We start from the raw sequence: 15,391 nt of genomic DNA on the forward strand, positions 1-15,391 counted from the left end.
CCCCACCACCCCCTAGCGACTGCCCGCGGGTATCCGGTCCGGCTCCGGTGTCTCCCCCGGCACCTGCGGCAGCGGTCCCGGCGCGGACTCCCCCTCGCTCAGCCCGAACCGCTCGTGCAGGCGCCGCAGCGGGCCCGGCGCCCACCAGGTGGCCTTCCCCGTCAGCTTCATGACCGCCGGAACCAGGAGGCTCCGTACGACCAGCGCGTCCATCAGCACGGCCAGCGCGATCCCGAGCCCCAGCATCTTGGTGTTGGTCACCCGGGAGCTGCCGATGGCCACCATCACCACCGCCAGGATCACGGCCGCCGCGGTGATCAGCCCACCCGTGCGGACCAGTCCGGTACGCACCGCCCCCTCGTGGTCCCCGGTCCGCTCGTACTCCTCCTTGATGCGGGATATGAGGAACACCCCGTAGTCCATGGAGAGTCCGAAGGCGATGCAGAACATCAGGACGGGCAGGGTGGTCTCGATGTCCCCGGTGGAGGTGAAGGAGAGCAGTCCGGAGAGGTTGCCCTCCTGGAAGACCCACACCACCGCCCCGAACATCGCCGTCAGGCTCAGCGCGTTGAGCAGTACCGCCTGGACGGGTATCAGCACGCTCCCGGTGAGCAGGAAGACCAGCAGCAGCGTGGCCAGAACCACCAGGGCCAGGGCGGCCGGCAGCTTCTCCGCTATCGCCTTCTGGGCGTCGACGAGCACCGCCGCCTGTCCTGTCACCGAGGCGTCGAAGGGGGCGTCCACCCCGCGCACCTCGCCGACGAGGTCCTGGGCCTGCCGCCCCACCGCCTCGCCCTCGGTGACCACCGAGAAGTACGCGTACCCCGGCCGGGCCTCGGAGCTCACCGGCCCGTCCACCCGCACCCCGGGCAGGGCGGCCAGCCGGTCCCGGTAGGCGGCCAGGTCCGCGGGGCCGGCCGCGCCCTCGGCCAGCACGGTCAGCCCGGCGCCGGGGCTGCCCGGGAAGCCGTCGCGGATCTGCTGCTGGACCAAGTGGGACGAGGCGGTCTTCGGCAGCTGCCGGTCGTCCACGGTGCCGAACTTCACCCCGAGGAAGGGCAGTCCGAGGAGGAGCAGCCCAGCCGTGGTGGCGATGGCGAACACGGGGGCCCGGCGCATCACCAGCGCGGTCGCGCGCGCCCAGCCCCGACCGGCCTCGGCATCCGCGCCCGGCGCCCCTGCGGCCGCCCCGGCGCGCCCCCGCCGCCACAGCCGCCGCAGGTCGAGGGAGTTGACCCGCTCCCCGAGCAGCACCAGCGCCGCCGGCAGCAGGATCAGGGCGGCGGCCGCCGCGAGCAGGACCACCGCGACCCCGGCATAGGCGAAGGACCGCAGGAAGTACATCGGGAAGAACAGCATCGCCGAGAGCGAGACGGCCACGGTCAGTGCCGAGAACAGCACCGTACGCCCGGCGGTCCGCAGCGTGGCCCCCACGGCTGCCACCGGATCCCGCCCGGCGGCGAGCTCCTCGCGGAACCTCCGCACGATGAACAGGGCGTAGTCGATGGCGAGTCCGAGGCCCAGCGCGGTGGTCAGGTTCTGGGCGAAGACGGAGACGTCGGTGAACTCGGTGAGGCCGCGCAGCACGGCATTGGTGCCGAGAATGGCGACTATGCCCACGCCCAGCGGCAGCAGCGCGGCCACGGCGCTGCCGAAGACGATGATGAGCAGGACAAGGGTCACCGGCAGGGCGATCACCTCGGCACGCAGCAGGTCCTCCTGGATGGTGGTGGTCACCTCGCGCTGGACGGCGACCGGCCCCCCGAGGGAGACGCGCACCGGTCCGTGCTCGCCCCGGTAGCGCGGGGCGATCCGCTCCAGCACCGCGGCGCGGGTCTTCTCGTCGCCCAGCACCCGGGCGGCGATCAGGGCCTGCCTGCCGTCCTCGGAGCGCAGCGCGGGCAGGTGCGTGCGCCAGTACGAGCCGACTCCGGCCACCCCCTGCTCGGAGGCGAGTTGCGCGGTCAGCCGCTCGGCCTCGGCGGCGACGGCCGGATCGTCCACCCCGGCCGACCCCGACCCGGCGCCTGCCCCGCTGCCGGCGTCCACCAGCAGGAGCAGGTTGGGCTGGGAGCCGGGGAACTCGCGCTCGAGGACCTTGGAGGCGTAGGTGGACCGGGCGTCCGGGTCCTCCCAGCCGCCGCTGCCCATCCGGTCGGCGACGCCGCCGCCCGCGAGGACGGCCAGTGCCGTGACCACGAGGGCGAGCAGCAGCGAGAGCCGCGGCCGGGCCGTGACGATCCGGGTCCACCGGCCGCTCTCCCCTGACGACGGCGGTTTTTTGACTTCGGACATGACTCGGTGTCCCCTTCACCGTGATTGCCAGGCCAATTAGACTGGCAAACACGAGCAGTCGCTCGCGTTTTCCAAGAATGCGAGCGCCCTCTCGCGTTTGTCAATCACCCACGGGAAGCAAAGGACGTGACATGCCGGAGAGGTCCCAGGCCGAAACCGCCGCAAAGGCCCCGAAGGCCACGAAGGAGGCCGCCGCGCCCCGGCGCCAGGCCCGCGGGGAGCGCCGGATCGCCCAGCTCCTGGCTGCCGCCGCCAGCGTTTTCTGCCGTACCGGCTACGCCGCGGCCAGCACCAACGCCATCGCCCGCGAGGCCGAGGTCTCGCCGGGCACGCTCTACCAGTTCTTCCCGAACAAGGAGGCCATCGCCATCGAGCTGGGCGGCCAGCTGCTCCGGCGCGCCCACGAGATGCACGGCCAGGCCTTCCTCCCCGAGAACCTGGACCGGCCCCTGCCCGAGCTGCTCGACGCCGTCCTGGACCCGGTCATCGCCTTCAACTGCGAGAACCCGGCGTTCTGGGCCCTCATGCACGGCTCCGGCATCCCCGGCATCACCCAGGAGCACGAGGAGCTGCACTCCGGGCTGCTGACCCGGGTCCAGGGCATCCTGCGCAGCTTCTGCCCGGACGGCACGCCCGACGAGATCGCCCACGTCTCCAACATGATCCTGGGCATCTTCAAGGCGTCGCTCGACCTGATCCTGGCGAGCGAGGGCACCGAGCGGGCCGCGTACGTCGCCGAGCTGAAGACCGTGCTGCTTCGCTACCTGGAGCCGATGGCCACCACGTCCGGCGCGCACTGACGTACGCCTTCGCGTTCCCACGCCCGTCACGCCCGTCACGCCCGTCACGCCCGTCACGCCCGTCACAGTCGCCGCGGTCGCCGCTTCGGACGCATCCGGAACCGGCCGGAAGTGGCGGCGAACGCTCGCATTGATACCCCCTAGGGGTATAGTCTCCAGGAGTCGGGAGGACGGTGGTGCGTAACCGCCGGCCCCGGCGACCGGACACGCCCTTGAAGAGGAGAACGACATGACCGCCGAGACGGACACCCAGACCACCACCGTCTACCGGGTGACCGGCATGACCTGCGGGCACTGCGAGGGCGCGGTGACCACCGAGATCTCCGCCCTGCCGGGCGTCAGCTCGGTCAAGGCCGTCGCCGCGACCGGCGAGGTCACCGTGGTCTCCGCCGCCGCGCTCACCGACGAGGACGTCGCCGCCGCCGTGGACGAGGCCGGGTACGAGTTCGCCGGCCGGGCCGCCTGAGCACCCCTCTCCTTCGCAGCACCCCGCCGGGTCGTGCCGGCCAGCTCATACTGGTTCCGTACGACCCGGCCCTCCCCCTGGAGCCGGACATGAGCAGCAGCACAGTGCACGACGGGCCCATAGCGGCGGCCGGAGCCGCCGATGTCGAGCTGAGCATCGGCGGAATGACCTGCGCCTCCTGCGCGGCCCGCATCGAGAAGAAGTTGAACCGGATGGACGGGGTCACCGCCACGGTGAACTACGCCACCGAGAAGGCGCGCGTCTCGTACGGCGGCGGAGTCCAGGTCGCCGACCTGATCGAGACCGTCGTCAAGACCGGGTACACCGCCGAGGAGCCCCCGCCGCCGGAACCGGAACCGGAGACCGCGCGCCCCGAAGCCGAGGCCGCGCGCGACCCCGAACTGGCCGCGCTGCGCCAGCGGCTGCTGGTCTCCGCCGTGCTGGCCCTGCCTGTCGTGCTGCTCTCGATGATCCCGGCCCTCCAGTTCGACAACTGGCAGTGGCTCTCGCTGACCCTGGCCGCCCCCGTGGTGGTCTGGGGCGCCCTCCCCTTCCACAAGGCCGCCTGGACCAACGCCCGGCACGGCGCCGCCACCATGGACACCCTGGTCTCGGTCGGCACGCTCGCCGCCTTCGTCTGGTCGCTGTGGGCCCTGTTCTTCGGCCACGCCGGGATGCCGGGCATGCGGCACGGCTTCGACCTCTTCACAGTTCAGGGGGGCACCATCTCGCGCACGGACGGCTCCTCCGCGATCTACCTGGAGGTCGCCGCCGGCGTCGTCAGCTTCATCCTGCTCGGCCGCTACCTGGAGGCCCGTTCCAAGCGGAAGGCGGGTGCCGCCCTCAAGGCCCTGCTGGAGCTGGGCGCCAAGGACGTCGCCGTCCTGCGCGGCGGCAGCGAGGTACGGATCCCCGTGGCTCAGCTCGCGGTCGGCGACCGGTTCGTCGTCCGCCCCGGCGAGAAGATCGCCACCGACGGCACGGTCGTCGAGGGCGGCTCCGCCGTGGACGCCTCGATGCTGACCGGCGAGTCGGTCCCCGTCGAGGTCGGCCTGGGCGACTCCGTCACCGGCGCCACCGTCAACACCTCGGGACGACTCGTCGTCGAGGCCACCCGGATCGGCGCCGACACCCAGCTCGCCCGCATGGCCAGGCTCGTCGAGGAGGCGCAGAACGGCAAGGCCGAGGTGCAGCGCCTCGCCGACCGGATCTCCGGGGTCTTCGTGCCGGTCGTACTGGTCCTGGCGCTCGGCACCTGGGTCACCTGGCTGCTGATCACCGACAACCCCACGGCCGCCTTCACCGCCGCCGTGGCCGTCCTGATCATCGCCTGCCCCTGCGCCCTGGGCCTGGCCACCCCGACCGCGCTGATGGTCGGCACCGGGCGGGGCGCGCAGCTCGGCATCCTGATCAAGGGCCCCGAGGTGCTGGAGTCCACCCGCCGCGTCGACACGGTCGTGCTTGACAAGACCGGTACGGTCACCACCGGCCGGATGACCCTGTCCGGCGTGCACACCGCCGCCGGCACGGACGAGCGCGAACTGCTGCGCCTCGCGGGCTCGCTGGAGCACTCCTCCGAGCACCCGATCGCCCGGGCCATCGCCACCGGCGCCGCCGAGAGGGCCGGCTCCCTGCCGGTCCCGGAGTCCTTCGAGGCCCTCGCCGGGCTCGGCGTCCAGGGCGTCGTCGACGGGCACGCCGTCCTGGTCGGCCGCGAGCAGCTGCTGGCCGACCGGTCGATCCCCCTGCCCGCCGGCCTCGCCGAGGCCAAGGCGGCCGGCGAGGCCGCGGGCAGCACCGCCGTCCTGGTGGCATGGGACGGGGCGGCGCGCGGCGTCCTGACCGTGGCCGACGCGGTCAAGGAGACCAGCGCCGAGGCGGTGTCCCGACTGCGGGCGCTGGGCCTGACCCCGGTGCTGCTGACCGGCGACAACAAGGCCGTGGCCGAGACGGTGGCCCGCGAGGTGGGCATCGACGAGGTGATCGCCGAGGTGCTCCCGCAGGACAAGGTGGACGTCGTACGCCGGCTCCAGGCGGAGGGCCGTACGGTCGCCATGGTGGGCGACGGGGTCAACGACGCGGCCGCACTGGCGCAGGCGGACCTGGGCCTGGCCATGGGCACCGGAACCGACGCCGCGATCGAGGCGGGCGACCTGACCCTCGTACGGGGGGACCTGCGGGTGGCGGCGGACGCGATCCGGCTGTCCCGACGGACCCTGGCCACCATCAAGGGCAACCTGTTCTGGGCGTTCGGCTACAACGTGTTGGCCTTGCCGCTCGCGGCCGCCGGCCTGCTCAACCCGATGATTGCGGGGGCAGCGATGGCGTTCTCCTCCGTTTTCGTGGTGAGCAACAGCCTCCGGTTGCGATCCTTCCGCTAGTGGATCTTCTCCCCACTGCGCGCACACTTCCTTCACAGGAGACGCAGATCACAGTGATCGCAACGTAACCATCCGGCACTGCAGTGGGTCTAATAGGGCGATGCCGGGAACGTCTTGGGGGACGTTCACGGGGGTCTTGGGGGACGTCCGGGGCATCAGCCGGCCGGGACGCGTGCTCAACGGGGTGCTTTGAGCGGCCCTCCCGACCCGTACGGGTCCCGGCAGACACCCAATGGAGCGCACCACGCGTGCGCTCCTCGCCGACACCCCGGCTCGGGTCCCGTGGGGGGAATCCGTTCCGGGGACAGGAAAGCGCCCCGACCGTCGACCCGTGGGGGGATCGACGGCGGGGCGCTTTTCGCTTGCCTGGCGGCCTCTTCGCCCGACTGAACGCGTCGGCTGAAGACCTCGGTTGAGCCTCGGGTCAGCGGGCCTCGACCGGGACGAAGTCGCGCAGGACCTCGCCGGTGTAGATCTGGCGCGGACGGCCGATGCGAGAACCCGGCTCCTTGATCATCTCGTGCCACTGGGCGATCCAGCCGGGAAGGCGGCCGAGCGCGAAGAGCACGGTGAACATCTCGGTCGGGAAGCCCATGGCCCGGTAGATCAGGCCGGTGTAGAAGTCCACGTTCGGGTAGAGGTTGCGCGAGACGAAGTACTCGTCGGCCAGCGCGTGCTCTTCCAGCTTGAGCGCGATGTCGAGCAGCTCGTCGCTCTTGCCGAGCGCCGAGAGGACGTCGTGCGCCGCCGCCTTGATGATCTTCGCCCGGGGGTCGAAGCTCTTGTAGACGCGGTGCCCGAAACCCATGAGGCGGACGCCGTCTTCCTTGTTCTTCACCTTGCGGATGAAGGCGTCGACGTCGCCGCCGTCGTTCTTGATGCCCTCGAGCATCTCGAGGACGGACTGGTTGGCGCCACCGTGCAGCGGACCCCACAGGGCCGAGATGCCGGCGGAGATCGAGGCGAACATGTTCGCCTGCGAGGAGCCGACCAGGCGCACGGTGGAGGTCGAGCAGTTCTGCTCGTGGTCCGCGTGCAGGATCAGCAGCTTGTCGAGCGCCGAGACCACGACCGGGTCCAGGTCGTACTCCTGGGCCGGCACGGAGAAGGTCATGCGCAGGAAGTTCTCGACGTAGCCGAGGTCGTTGCGCGGGTAGACCACCGGGTGGCCGACCGACTTCTTGTACGCGTACGCCGCGATCGTCGGCAGCTTGGCCAGCAGCCGGATCGTCGAGAGGTTGCGCTGCTTCTCGTCGAACGGGTTGTGGCTGTCCTGGTAGAACGTCGACAGCGCGCTGACCACGGAGGACAGCATCGCCATCGGGTGCGCGTCGCGCGGGAAGCCGTCGTAGAACCGCTTGACGTCCTCGTGCAGCAGCGTGTGCTGGGTGATCTCGTTGCGGAACGACGCGAGCTGGTCGACGGTCGGCAGCTCACCGTTGATCAGCAGGTACGCGACCTCGATGAAGGTCGAACGCTCGGCCAGCTGCTCGATCGGGTAACCGCGGTAACGCAGGATTCCCTGCTCACCGTCGAGGTAGGTGATCGCGGACTTGTAGGCGGCGGTGTTGCCGTATCCGCTGTCCAAGGTGACGAGCCCGGTCTGGGCCCTCAGCTTCGAGATGTCGAAGCCCTGGTCACCGACGGTGCTTTCGACCACCGGGTAGGTGTATTCACCGTCCGCGTACCGGAGTACTACAGAGTTGTCGCTCACGTCATCCCTCACCGACGTAGTGCCTCTTCTTCGAGGTGCCCTGACTGCCTCTACCTTCCCCCATTTGGCGCAGGAGAGTGCACTCGGGGTCGGCCTTTGGTCCTTTTGACGGCACTGAGTGCCTTCAACCTGCTCATCCTGCCCCCTGCGCACCGGTGCCGGAACCCCAAATGATCGATCATTTAGGTGATGTTTCCCACCGGTACGCGTCCGGACAGCCTGGGCGCGACCGCCGTGTACCTCCTGCCTGCGGAAACGGTACGCACAGCCTGGCCGAGGGCCTTGCGGGACCCGACCAGCACGACGAGTTTCTTCGCCCTGGTCACCGCCGTGTAGAGCAAGTTGCGCTGGAGCATCATCCAAGCCCCGGTGGTGACCGGGATCACCACGGCCGGATATTCACTCCCCTGGGAGCGGTGGATGGTGACGGCGTAGGCGTGGGCCAGCTCGTCCAGTTCGGCGAACTCGTAGCCGACCTCCTCGTCCTCCTCCGTCCGTACCGTCAGCCGCTGTTCGTCCACGTCGAGAGCGGTGACCACGCCGACCGTGCCGTTGAAGACGCCGTTCGCGCCCTTCTCGTAGTTGTTCCGGATCTGGGTGACCTTGTCGCCGACCCGGAAGACACGGCCGCCGAACCGCTTCTCGGGCAGGTTCGGCCGGGCCGGCGTGATGGCCTGCTGGAGCAGGGCGTTGAGGTTTCCGGCGCCGGCCGGGCCGCGGTGCATGGGCGCGAGCACCTGGATGTCGCGGCGCGGGTCCAGCCCGAACCTGGCCGGAATCCTCCGGGCCGCCACGTCCACGGCGAGCCGCCCGGCCTCCTCGGTGTCCTCTTCCGGGAACAGGAAGAAGTCCGGCAGCCCGTCGGTGAGCGGCGGCAGGCCCGTGTTGATCCGGTGGGCGTTGGTGACCACGCCCGACTGATGGGCCTGCCGGAAGATCCGGGTCAGCCGGACCGCGGGCACCGGCCCGCCCTCGGCCAGCAGGTCTCGCAGCACCTCCCCGGCGCCGACCGAGGGCAGCTGGTCCACATCCCCGACGAGCAGCAGGTGCGCACCCGGTGCCACCGCCTTGACCAGCTTGTTCGCCAGCAGCAGGTCCAGCATCGAGGCCTCGTCGACGACCACCAGGTCCGCGTCCAGCGGGCGTTCCCGGTCGTACGCCGCATCCCCGCCCGGCTTCAGCTCCAGCAGCCGGTGCACGGTGGAGGCCTCGGCCCCGGTGAGCTCCGCGAGCCGTTTCGCGGCCCGGCCGGTGGGCGCGGCGAGCACGACCTTGGCCTTCTTGGCTCTGGCCAGCTCCACGATCGAGCGCACGGTGAAGGACTTCCCGCAGCCCGGCCCGCCGGTGAGGACGGCCACTCTGCAGGTCAGCGCCAGTCTGACGGCGTCCCGCTGCTCGGGGGCCAGCTTGGCCCCGGTGCGCCCGGCCAGCCAGCTCAGGGCCTTGTCCCAGTCCACGTCCTGGAAGCCGGGCATCCGGTCGTCCTCGGCGCCCAGGAGCCGCCGCACCTGCCCCACCAGCGAGAGCTCGGCGCGGTGGAAGGGCACCAGGTAGACGGCGGTCAGCGGGTCCGGACCGCCCTGCGGATCCGGCACGGATTCCCGTACGACGCCCTCCGGGTCGGCGGCGAGCTCGGCCAGGCATTCGATGACCAGCCCGGTGTCCACCTGGAGCAGCTTGACCCCGTCGGCGATCAGCCGCTCCTCGGGCAGGAAGCAGTGCCCCTGGTCGGTGGACTGGGACAGGGCGTACTGGAGCCCGGCCTTGACCCGTTCGGGGCTGTCGTGCGGTATGCCGACGGCCTGGGCGATCCGGTCGGCGGTGAGGAAGCCGATGCCCCACACGTCGGCGGCGAGCCGGTACGGCTGGTTCCTGACCACCGAGATGGAGGCGTCGGCGTACTTCTTGTAGATGCGGACGGCGATGGAGGTGGAGACGCCGACGCCCTGGAGGAAGACCATGACCTCCTTGATCGCCTTCTGCTCCTCCCACGCGGCGCCGATCAGCTTGGTCCGCTTGGGACCGAGCCCGGGCACCTCGATCAGCCGCTTCGGCTCGGCCTCGATGACGTCGAGGGTGTCGGTGCCGAAGTGCTCCACGATCCGGTCGGCGATCTTCGGGCCGATGCCCTTGATCAGGCCGGAGCCGAGGTAGCGGCGGATGCCCTGGATGGTCGCGGGGAGCACGGTGCGGTAGTTCTCCACCGTGAACTGCTTGCCGTACTGGGGGTGGGAGCCCCAGCGGCCCTCCATGCGCAGCGATTCGCCGGGCTGGGCCCCGAGCAGGGAGCCGACGACCGTGAGCAGGTCCCCGCTGCCGCGGCCGGTGTCGACCCGGGCGACCGTGTACCCGCTCTCCTCGTTGGCGTAGGTGATGCGCTCGAGCACCCCCTCGACCACTGCCGGTTGCACCGCCCCGTTGGTTGCCATGGCAATGAAACTACCGCCCGCCGCCGACAGCCCGTCAGGCCTGTGGACAACCAGAAGGGGGTCCGGCCTCGCGGCCGGACCCCCTCACGGTTACCCCTCCCGTGTCGGACTTCCCGATCCCCCCAGATCCCTCCCCGGAAGTGCCGACGCACCATACGACCCACTGCCCCGCCCGGGGGTTGCGCACGGAATCGGAACTTTACGTTTCCATTACCAACAGGCGCTCCGGCGCCGGTCCGATGTGCCCTTTAACCACCACAGAAGTAGCGTTTCCGGCATGAGTGAATCTTCCTTCCAGGATGACGTGCTCGGCGAGCTGGGCCCCGACGGGCTGACCGAGATCGCCGGCCTGCTCGGCACCGACGCGGCGGGCGCCCGCGAGACCGTCGCGACCACGGTCGGCGCCATGGCCGGCGGCCTCCAGGAGAAGGCCGGCTCCGGGGGCGCCGACGACGAGGAGGTCCGCCAGGCCTTCGCCGAGGTCGCCGAACCCCCGCTGCAGGGGGTGGCCACACTCGGCGGCGGGCTGCTCGGCGGCGGCCTGATGGCCGGGGTGCTCGCGAAGGTGAGCAAGCCGGTCGCCGCGGCCCTCTCCAAGAAGACCGGCATCCCCCCGGCCACCGTCAGCCGCGTCATCGAACTGCTGATCCCGGTGCTGCTGACGGTCTTCGCCAAGCGCGCGGCCACCGGCAAGGGCGGCGCCGCCGGTGCCCCGGGCGCCACGCCCGGCGCTGCCCCGGCCGAGGGCGGCGGACTCGGCGACCTGCTGGGCCAGATCCTGGGCGGCGGCAGGAAATAGCCCGCTACCCTGGGACGCCATGGAGCCCCCTGCTGACAACTCCGCCGCAGCGGTACGGCTGCGGGACCCCGAGCCCGGGGAGCTGGGCTGGATCGTGCAGCGGCACGGCGCGCTCTACGCCGCCGAGTACGGCTGGAACACGGACTTCGAGGGCCTGGTGGCCCGGATCGTCGCGGACTTCGCCGAGGACCACGAACCGTATCTGGAGCGGGTCTGGATGGCCGAGCTGAACGGCCGCCCGGTCGGCTCGGTGATGTGCGTCCGCGAGGACGGCTCACCGGGCACGGCGCGGCTGCGGCTGCTCCTCGTCGAGCCGGAGGGACGCGGGCACGGCATCGGGTCCCTCCTCGTCGACACCGTCGTCGCGTTCGCCCGCTCGGCCGGCTACCGCGAACTGGTGCTGTGGACCAACGACGTGCTGACCTCGGCCCGTTCCCTCTACCAGCGCGCCGGGTTCACCCTGGTCGCCGAGCGCCCGCACCGCTCGTACGGCGTGACGCTCACGGGGCAGGACTGGCGACTGCCGTTGCAGGAGGACTCCCCGCACTGACCGCCGCGGCGCCGCCTTGCGCCACGCCGCCGCCCTTCGTACGGGTTCCCGCGCGGGCGGGGGCCAGCGAGGTCATGCCCACCCCGCCGACCAGCAGCAGCGCCGCCGCCCAGCGCAGTCCCGAGATGCTCTCGCCGAGTACCAGCGCGGCCGAGGACATCCCGAACACCGGTACCAGCAGCGAGAACGGCGCGACCGACGAAGCCGGGTAGCGCTTCAGCAGGTGGTTCCAGGCGCCGAAGCCGAACACGGTGGACACCCAGGCCACGTAGCCGATGACCGCGGCCCCGGACCAGTCCAGCCCGCGCAGCGCGGCCAGGTCCCGCTCGGGCCCCTCCAGCAGCAGCGAGAGCCCGAACAGCGGCAGCACCGGCACGGTGCACACCCAGACCATGAAGTTGAGCGCGTCGGACGCGGACGCCTTGCGCGTCAGCACGTTGGACACGCCCCAGCAGGCGGCGGCCGCGACGACCAGGGTGAAGCCGAGCACCGGCCCTGAGGTGCCCCCGTCCACGGCGGCGACGGCGATCCCGGCGAGCGCCACCGCCATGCCGGCGATCCGGACCCGCCCGGGCCGCTCGCGCAGTACGAGCGAGGCGAGGACGGCGGTGAAGACGGACTGGACCTGGAGCACGAGGGAGGACAGTCCGGCCGGCATCCCGGCGGCCATCCCGGTGAACAGGAGGCCGAACTTGGCGATGCCGAGGGCCACTCCGACCGCGATGATCCACTTCCAGGCGGTCTTGGGCCGGCCGACGAAGAACACGGCGGGCAGCGCGGCGACGAGGAAGCGCAGGGCGGACAGGAGCAGCGGCGGGAAGTGGCCGAGGCCGATCTCGATGACGACGAAGTTGAAGCCCCAGACGGCGGCGACGAGTACGGCGAGTGCAGTGTGGACGGGACGCATGCTTCGAGCATCGGCGGTGCGACCATGTAGCACCAGCGCGGATCTCTTCCAGGATGGATGAAGCATTGCTTACGCATGCTCCCGTGGTCCGGCGGTGCCTACGATGGGCCGCATGCTCGACCTCTCCCGGCTGCGCGCCCTGCACGCCGTCTCCGTCCACGGCTCGGTCGCGGGCGCGGCGGCCGCCCTCGGCTACACCCCCTCCGCCGTGTCCCAGCAGATCGCCAAGCTGGAGCGGGAGACCCGGACCACGCTGCTGGAGCGGCGCGGGCGCGGGGTCGCGCTCACCGAGGAGGCCCGGCATCTCGCCGAGACCGCCCAGGAGTTGCTGGCGATCGTGGAGCGCGCCGAGACCACCCTGGAGGAGCGGCGCGGGCAGCCGAGCGGGCTGCTGACCGTCGCCGCCTTCGCCTCGGCGGCGCGCGGGCTCATGCCGGGGGTGCTCGCCGATCTCGCGCGCCGGCATCCCGCGCTGGACGTGCGCCTCACGGAGGTCGACCCCCATCTGTCGGTGGACCTGGTGGCCCGGGGCGTCACCGATCTGGCGGTGGCCCACGACTGGGACATCGCCCCGCTGCCGGCCCCGGAGGGCGTCGAGCAGGCGGTCATCGGGGACGACCCGTGCGACCTGGTGGTGCCGCACGACCACCCCTTCACGGCGCGGGCGGTCATCCGCCGGGGCGACCTCGGCGGCCAGCGCTGGGTCTGCCAGCCGCCCGGCCGGGTCTGCCACGACTGGCTGATGCGGACGCTGCGCACGGCCGGGTTCGAGCCCGACATCGCGCACGTGGCCGAGGAGAACCACACCATCGTCGCGCTGGTCGCGGCCGGGCTCGGGGTGGCCGTCGTACCGCGACTGGGCACCGGAGCGCTGCCGCCGGGCGCGGTGGCCGTGCCGCTGGAGCCCGGCCCCGTACGCAGGCTGTACGCCCTGTGGCGGACGGGGGCGGCCCGCCGGCCGGCGATCACCGAGGCCGTGCGGACCCTGCAGGAGCACTGGGCGTACGCGGCACCCCTTCCGGGGGACCTCCCGAGTGTCCGCGGTGCCGCGGGCGCGGCCCGGCAGTAGGGTCCGGCGCGTGTCGTACCACGCGTCCCGCAGGTCCCTGCTCACCGCGGCCGCCATGGCCGCCGTCACGGCCGCCGGAGTGGCCTCGTACGCCGTGGGCGGTGGCCCGGGCGGCGGGGACGGCGAACCGCACGCCGACGACCCGCGTCCCGGCGACCGTCCGCCCGGCCGGGCACCCGACCGGGCGGCGCTGCGCCGCCTGGTGGCCGGGATGAGCCTGGCCGAGAAGGTCGGGCAGCTCTTCGTGTCCCGCGCATACGGCCATTCGGCGACCGACCCCGACCCGGCGGACGCCGAGCAGAACCTGAAGCTGTTCGGGGTGCGCACGGCCGCGGAGCTGGTCGCCCGCTACCACCTCGGCGGGATCATCTATTTCTCCTGGGCCCACAACACCCGTGGCCCGCAGCAGATCGCCGAGCTGTCGGCCGCCCTCCAGCGGGCGGCCGCCGGCACCGGTTCCGGCATCCCGCTGATGCTCTCCACCGACCAGGAGCACGGCGCCGTGGCGCGCATCGGCAAGCCGGCGACGCTGCTGCCCGGGGCGATGGCCCTGGGGGCGCGGCACGGCGCGGGTGGTACGAGCGGCACGGGCGGTACGGGTAGCAGTACGGGTAGTACCGGCACCGCCGGCCCGGACGCAGGCACCGGCACCGGCGCCGGCACCGGCGCCGACTCCGCGGCCACCGCCGAGGCCCGCCGCGCCGCGCGCATCGCGGGCGCCGAGCTGGCCGCGATGGGCATCCGGCAGGACTACGCGCCGGTGGCCGACGTGAACGTCAACCCGGCCAACCCGGTGATCGGCGTACGGTCCTTCGGCTCCGACCCGCAGGCGGTGGCCGCCCTGGTCGCCGCCCAGGTCCGCGGCTACCAGGGCGCCGGGGTCGCCGCGACCGCCAAGCACTTCCCCGGCCACGGGGACACCGAGACCGACAGTCACGTCGGTCTGCCGGTGATGCGGCACAGCCGGGCCCAGTGGGAGGAGCTCGACGAGCCGCCGTTCCGGGCGGCGGTGGAGGCGGGCGTGGACGCCGTCATGACGGCGCACATCGTCTTCCCCGCGCTCGACCCTTCGGGGGACCCGGCGACCCTCTCGAGACCGATCGTGACCGGCATCCTGCGCGAACGCCTCGGCTTCCGGGGGGTGGTGGTCACCGACGCCCTCGACATGGCCGGGGTCCGCCAGAAGTACGGGGACGACCGGGTCCCGGTGCTGGCCCTGAAGGCGGGGTGCGACCAGCTGCTGAACCCGCCGGACCTGGGGCTCGCGCACCGCAGCGTGCTCGCGGCCGTGGAGGCGGGCGAGCTGACGCAGGACCGGATCGAGGAGTCGGTGCTGCGGATCCTCGAACTGAAGGCCCGCCGGGGCCTGTTCGACGCGGCGCACACCGCCGCCGGGCAGATGGACGCGATGGTGGGGATCCCGGCCCACCTGACCGCCGCCGACGAGATCGCGGCGGGTACGACGACCCTGCTGGCCAATCCCGTGAAACTGCTGCCCCTGGATGCGACGGCCGGGCCCCTGGTGCTGGTCACCGGGAGCGACCCGGCCTCCCCCAGCGGTACGACAGGGCCCCCTACGGCGGTACTGGCCAGGGAGCTGACCGCCCTGGGCTGCCGTGCGACGGCCGTACCGCCCGCCCGGGCGGTGGCCGCGGCTCCCGGCAACGCGGCGGTGCTGGTGTGCACGTACAACGTCCCGGAGGGGGACGGTCCGCAGCGCACGCTGGTCACGGAGCTGCTGGCCACCGGGGTGCCGGTGGTCGTGGTGGCGATCCGCAATCCGTACGACCCGGCCCGGCTGCCCACGTGCGCGGCGGAACTGGCGACGTACACCTGGACGGACGTGGAGATGCGGGCGGCGGCCCGGGTGGTCACCGGGGCGGCACGGCCTTCGGGCCGCCTCCCGGTCCCGGTGCCGGGCCGCTACCCGCTGGGCCACGGGCTGTCGTACGACTAGTACGCCTGGGACGCGCCTGGGACG

Annotated in this window: 10 protein-coding genes and 1 pseudogene; 7 read left to right on the top strand and 4 right to left on the bottom strand. The window is 72.1% G+C overall.

Annotation, left to right across the window (positions count from 1 at the left end):
• Positions 1 to 12: 12 nt before the first annotated feature.
• Positions 13 to 2,295, bottom strand: coding sequence for an MMPL family transporter (locus AB0M76_RS08820; RefSeq protein WP_365952220.1), 2,283 nt, complete (start codon positions 2,293 to 2,295; stop codon positions 13 to 15).
• A gap of 131 nt (positions 2,296 to 2,426) precedes the next feature.
• Between AB0M76_RS08820 and AB0M76_RS08825 the strand changes: the two genes are divergently transcribed.
• From AB0M76_RS08825 to AB0M76_RS08835, 3 genes are all read left to right on the top strand, one after another.
• Positions 2,427 to 3,095 carry a TetR/AcrR family transcriptional regulator gene (locus tag AB0M76_RS08825; protein WP_365952221.1) on the top strand — a complete coding sequence of 223 codons (669 nt, stop codon included), beginning with the start codon at positions 2,427 to 2,429 and terminating at the stop codon, positions 3,093 to 3,095.
• A gap of 229 nt (positions 3,096 to 3,324) precedes the next feature.
• On the top strand, positions 3,325 to 3,561 hold the full coding sequence (locus AB0M76_RS08830) for a cation transporter (RefSeq protein WP_266666889.1): 237 nt from the start codon (positions 3,325 to 3,327) through the stop codon (positions 3,559 to 3,561).
• A gap of 89 nt (positions 3,562 to 3,650) precedes the next feature.
• Complete coding sequence (locus AB0M76_RS08835) at positions 3,651 to 5,942, top strand: heavy metal translocating P-type ATPase (RefSeq protein ID WP_365952222.1); 2,292 nt, start codon at positions 3,651 to 3,653, stop codon at positions 5,940 to 5,942.
• Between the two features lie 424 nt (positions 5,943 to 6,366).
• Here AB0M76_RS08835 and AB0M76_RS08840 read toward each other — a convergent pair whose 3' ends face one another.
• Both AB0M76_RS08840 and AB0M76_RS08845 read right to left on the bottom strand, forming a co-directional pair.
• Positions 6,367 to 7,656, bottom strand: coding sequence for a citrate synthase (locus AB0M76_RS08840; protein WP_031145430.1), 1,290 nt, complete (start codon positions 7,654 to 7,656; stop codon positions 6,367 to 6,369).
• Between the two features lie 182 nt (positions 7,657 to 7,838).
• On the bottom strand, positions 7,839 to 10,085 hold the full coding sequence (locus tag AB0M76_RS08845; RefSeq protein ID WP_365952223.1) for an ATP-dependent RecD-like DNA helicase: 2,247 nt from the start codon (positions 10,083 to 10,085) through the stop codon (positions 7,839 to 7,841).
• Between the two features lie 277 nt (positions 10,086 to 10,362).
• Here AB0M76_RS08845 and AB0M76_RS08850 point away from each other — a divergent pair, with 277 nt between their 5' ends.
• Both AB0M76_RS08850 and AB0M76_RS08855 read left to right on the top strand, forming a co-directional pair.
• Complete coding sequence (locus AB0M76_RS08850; protein WP_365952224.1) at positions 10,363 to 10,884, top strand: DUF937 domain-containing protein; 522 nt, start codon at positions 10,363 to 10,365, stop codon at positions 10,882 to 10,884.
• Between the two features lie 58 nt (positions 10,885 to 10,942).
• A pseudogene (locus AB0M76_RS08855) lies at positions 10,943 to 11,434 on the top strand (GNAT family N-acetyltransferase); the annotation flags it as partial.
• Here AB0M76_RS08855 and AB0M76_RS08860 read toward each other — a convergent pair.
• Positions 11,385 to 12,341 (bottom strand): EamA family transporter, encoded by a 957-nt coding sequence (locus tag AB0M76_RS08860; RefSeq protein WP_365952225.1) that lies wholly within the window; start codon positions 12,339 to 12,341, stop codon positions 11,385 to 11,387. The pseudogene AB0M76_RS08855 and the gene AB0M76_RS08860 sit on opposite strands and share 50 nt — an antisense overlap.
• A gap of 112 nt (positions 12,342 to 12,453) precedes the next feature.
• On the opposite strand from AB0M76_RS08860, the gene AB0M76_RS08865 reads away from it, so the two are divergent.
• Both AB0M76_RS08865 and AB0M76_RS08870 read left to right on the top strand, forming a co-directional pair.
• Positions 12,454 to 13,410 (top strand): LysR substrate-binding domain-containing protein, encoded by a 957-nt coding sequence (locus tag AB0M76_RS08865; RefSeq protein WP_365952226.1) that lies wholly within the window; start codon positions 12,454 to 12,456, stop codon positions 13,408 to 13,410.
• Between the two features lie 10 nt (positions 13,411 to 13,420).
• On the top strand, positions 13,421 to 15,367 hold the full coding sequence (locus tag AB0M76_RS08870; protein ID WP_365952227.1) for a glycoside hydrolase family 3 N-terminal domain-containing protein: 1,947 nt from the start codon (positions 13,421 to 13,423) through the stop codon (positions 15,365 to 15,367).
• The last annotated feature ends 24 nt before the right edge of the window (positions 15,368 to 15,391 follow it).

It is taken from the genome of Streptomyces sp. NPDC051364 (genome assembly GCF_040682115.1).
In the GTDB taxonomy this organism is placed as follows: Bacteria; Actinomycetota; Actinomycetes; order Streptomycetales; family Streptomycetaceae; genus Streptomyces.

What these genes read in the sequence shown, in the direction of transcription:
- AB0M76_RS08825 (WP_365952221.1), top strand. Translation starts at nt 2,427, where the DNA reads ATGCCGGAGAGGTCCCAGGCCGAAACCGCCGCAAAGGCCCCGAAGGCC.
- AB0M76_RS08850 (WP_365952224.1), top strand. Translation starts at nt 10,363, where the DNA reads ATGAGTGAATCTTCCTTCCAGGATGACGTGCTCGGCGAGCTGGGCCCC.
- AB0M76_RS08830 (WP_266666889.1), top strand. Translation starts at nt 3,325, where the DNA reads ATGACCGCCGAGACGGACACCCAGACCACCACCGTCTACCGGGTGACC.
- AB0M76_RS08820 (WP_365952220.1), bottom strand. Translation starts at nt 2,295, where the DNA reads ATGTCCGAAGTCAAAAAACCGCCGTCGTCAGGGGAGAGCGGCCGGTGG.
- AB0M76_RS08845 (WP_365952223.1), bottom strand. Translation starts at nt 10,085, where the DNA reads ATGGCAACCAACGGGGCGGTGCAACCGGCAGTGGTCGAGGGGGTGCTC.
- AB0M76_RS08860 (WP_365952225.1), bottom strand. Translation starts at nt 12,341, where the DNA reads ATGCGTCCCGTCCACACTGCACTCGCCGTACTCGTCGCCGCCGTCTGG.
- AB0M76_RS08865 (WP_365952226.1), top strand. Translation starts at nt 12,454, where the DNA reads ATGCTCGACCTCTCCCGGCTGCGCGCCCTGCACGCCGTCTCCGTCCAC.
- AB0M76_RS08835 (WP_365952222.1), top strand. Translation starts at nt 3,651, where the DNA reads ATGAGCAGCAGCACAGTGCACGACGGGCCCATAGCGGCGGCCGGAGCC.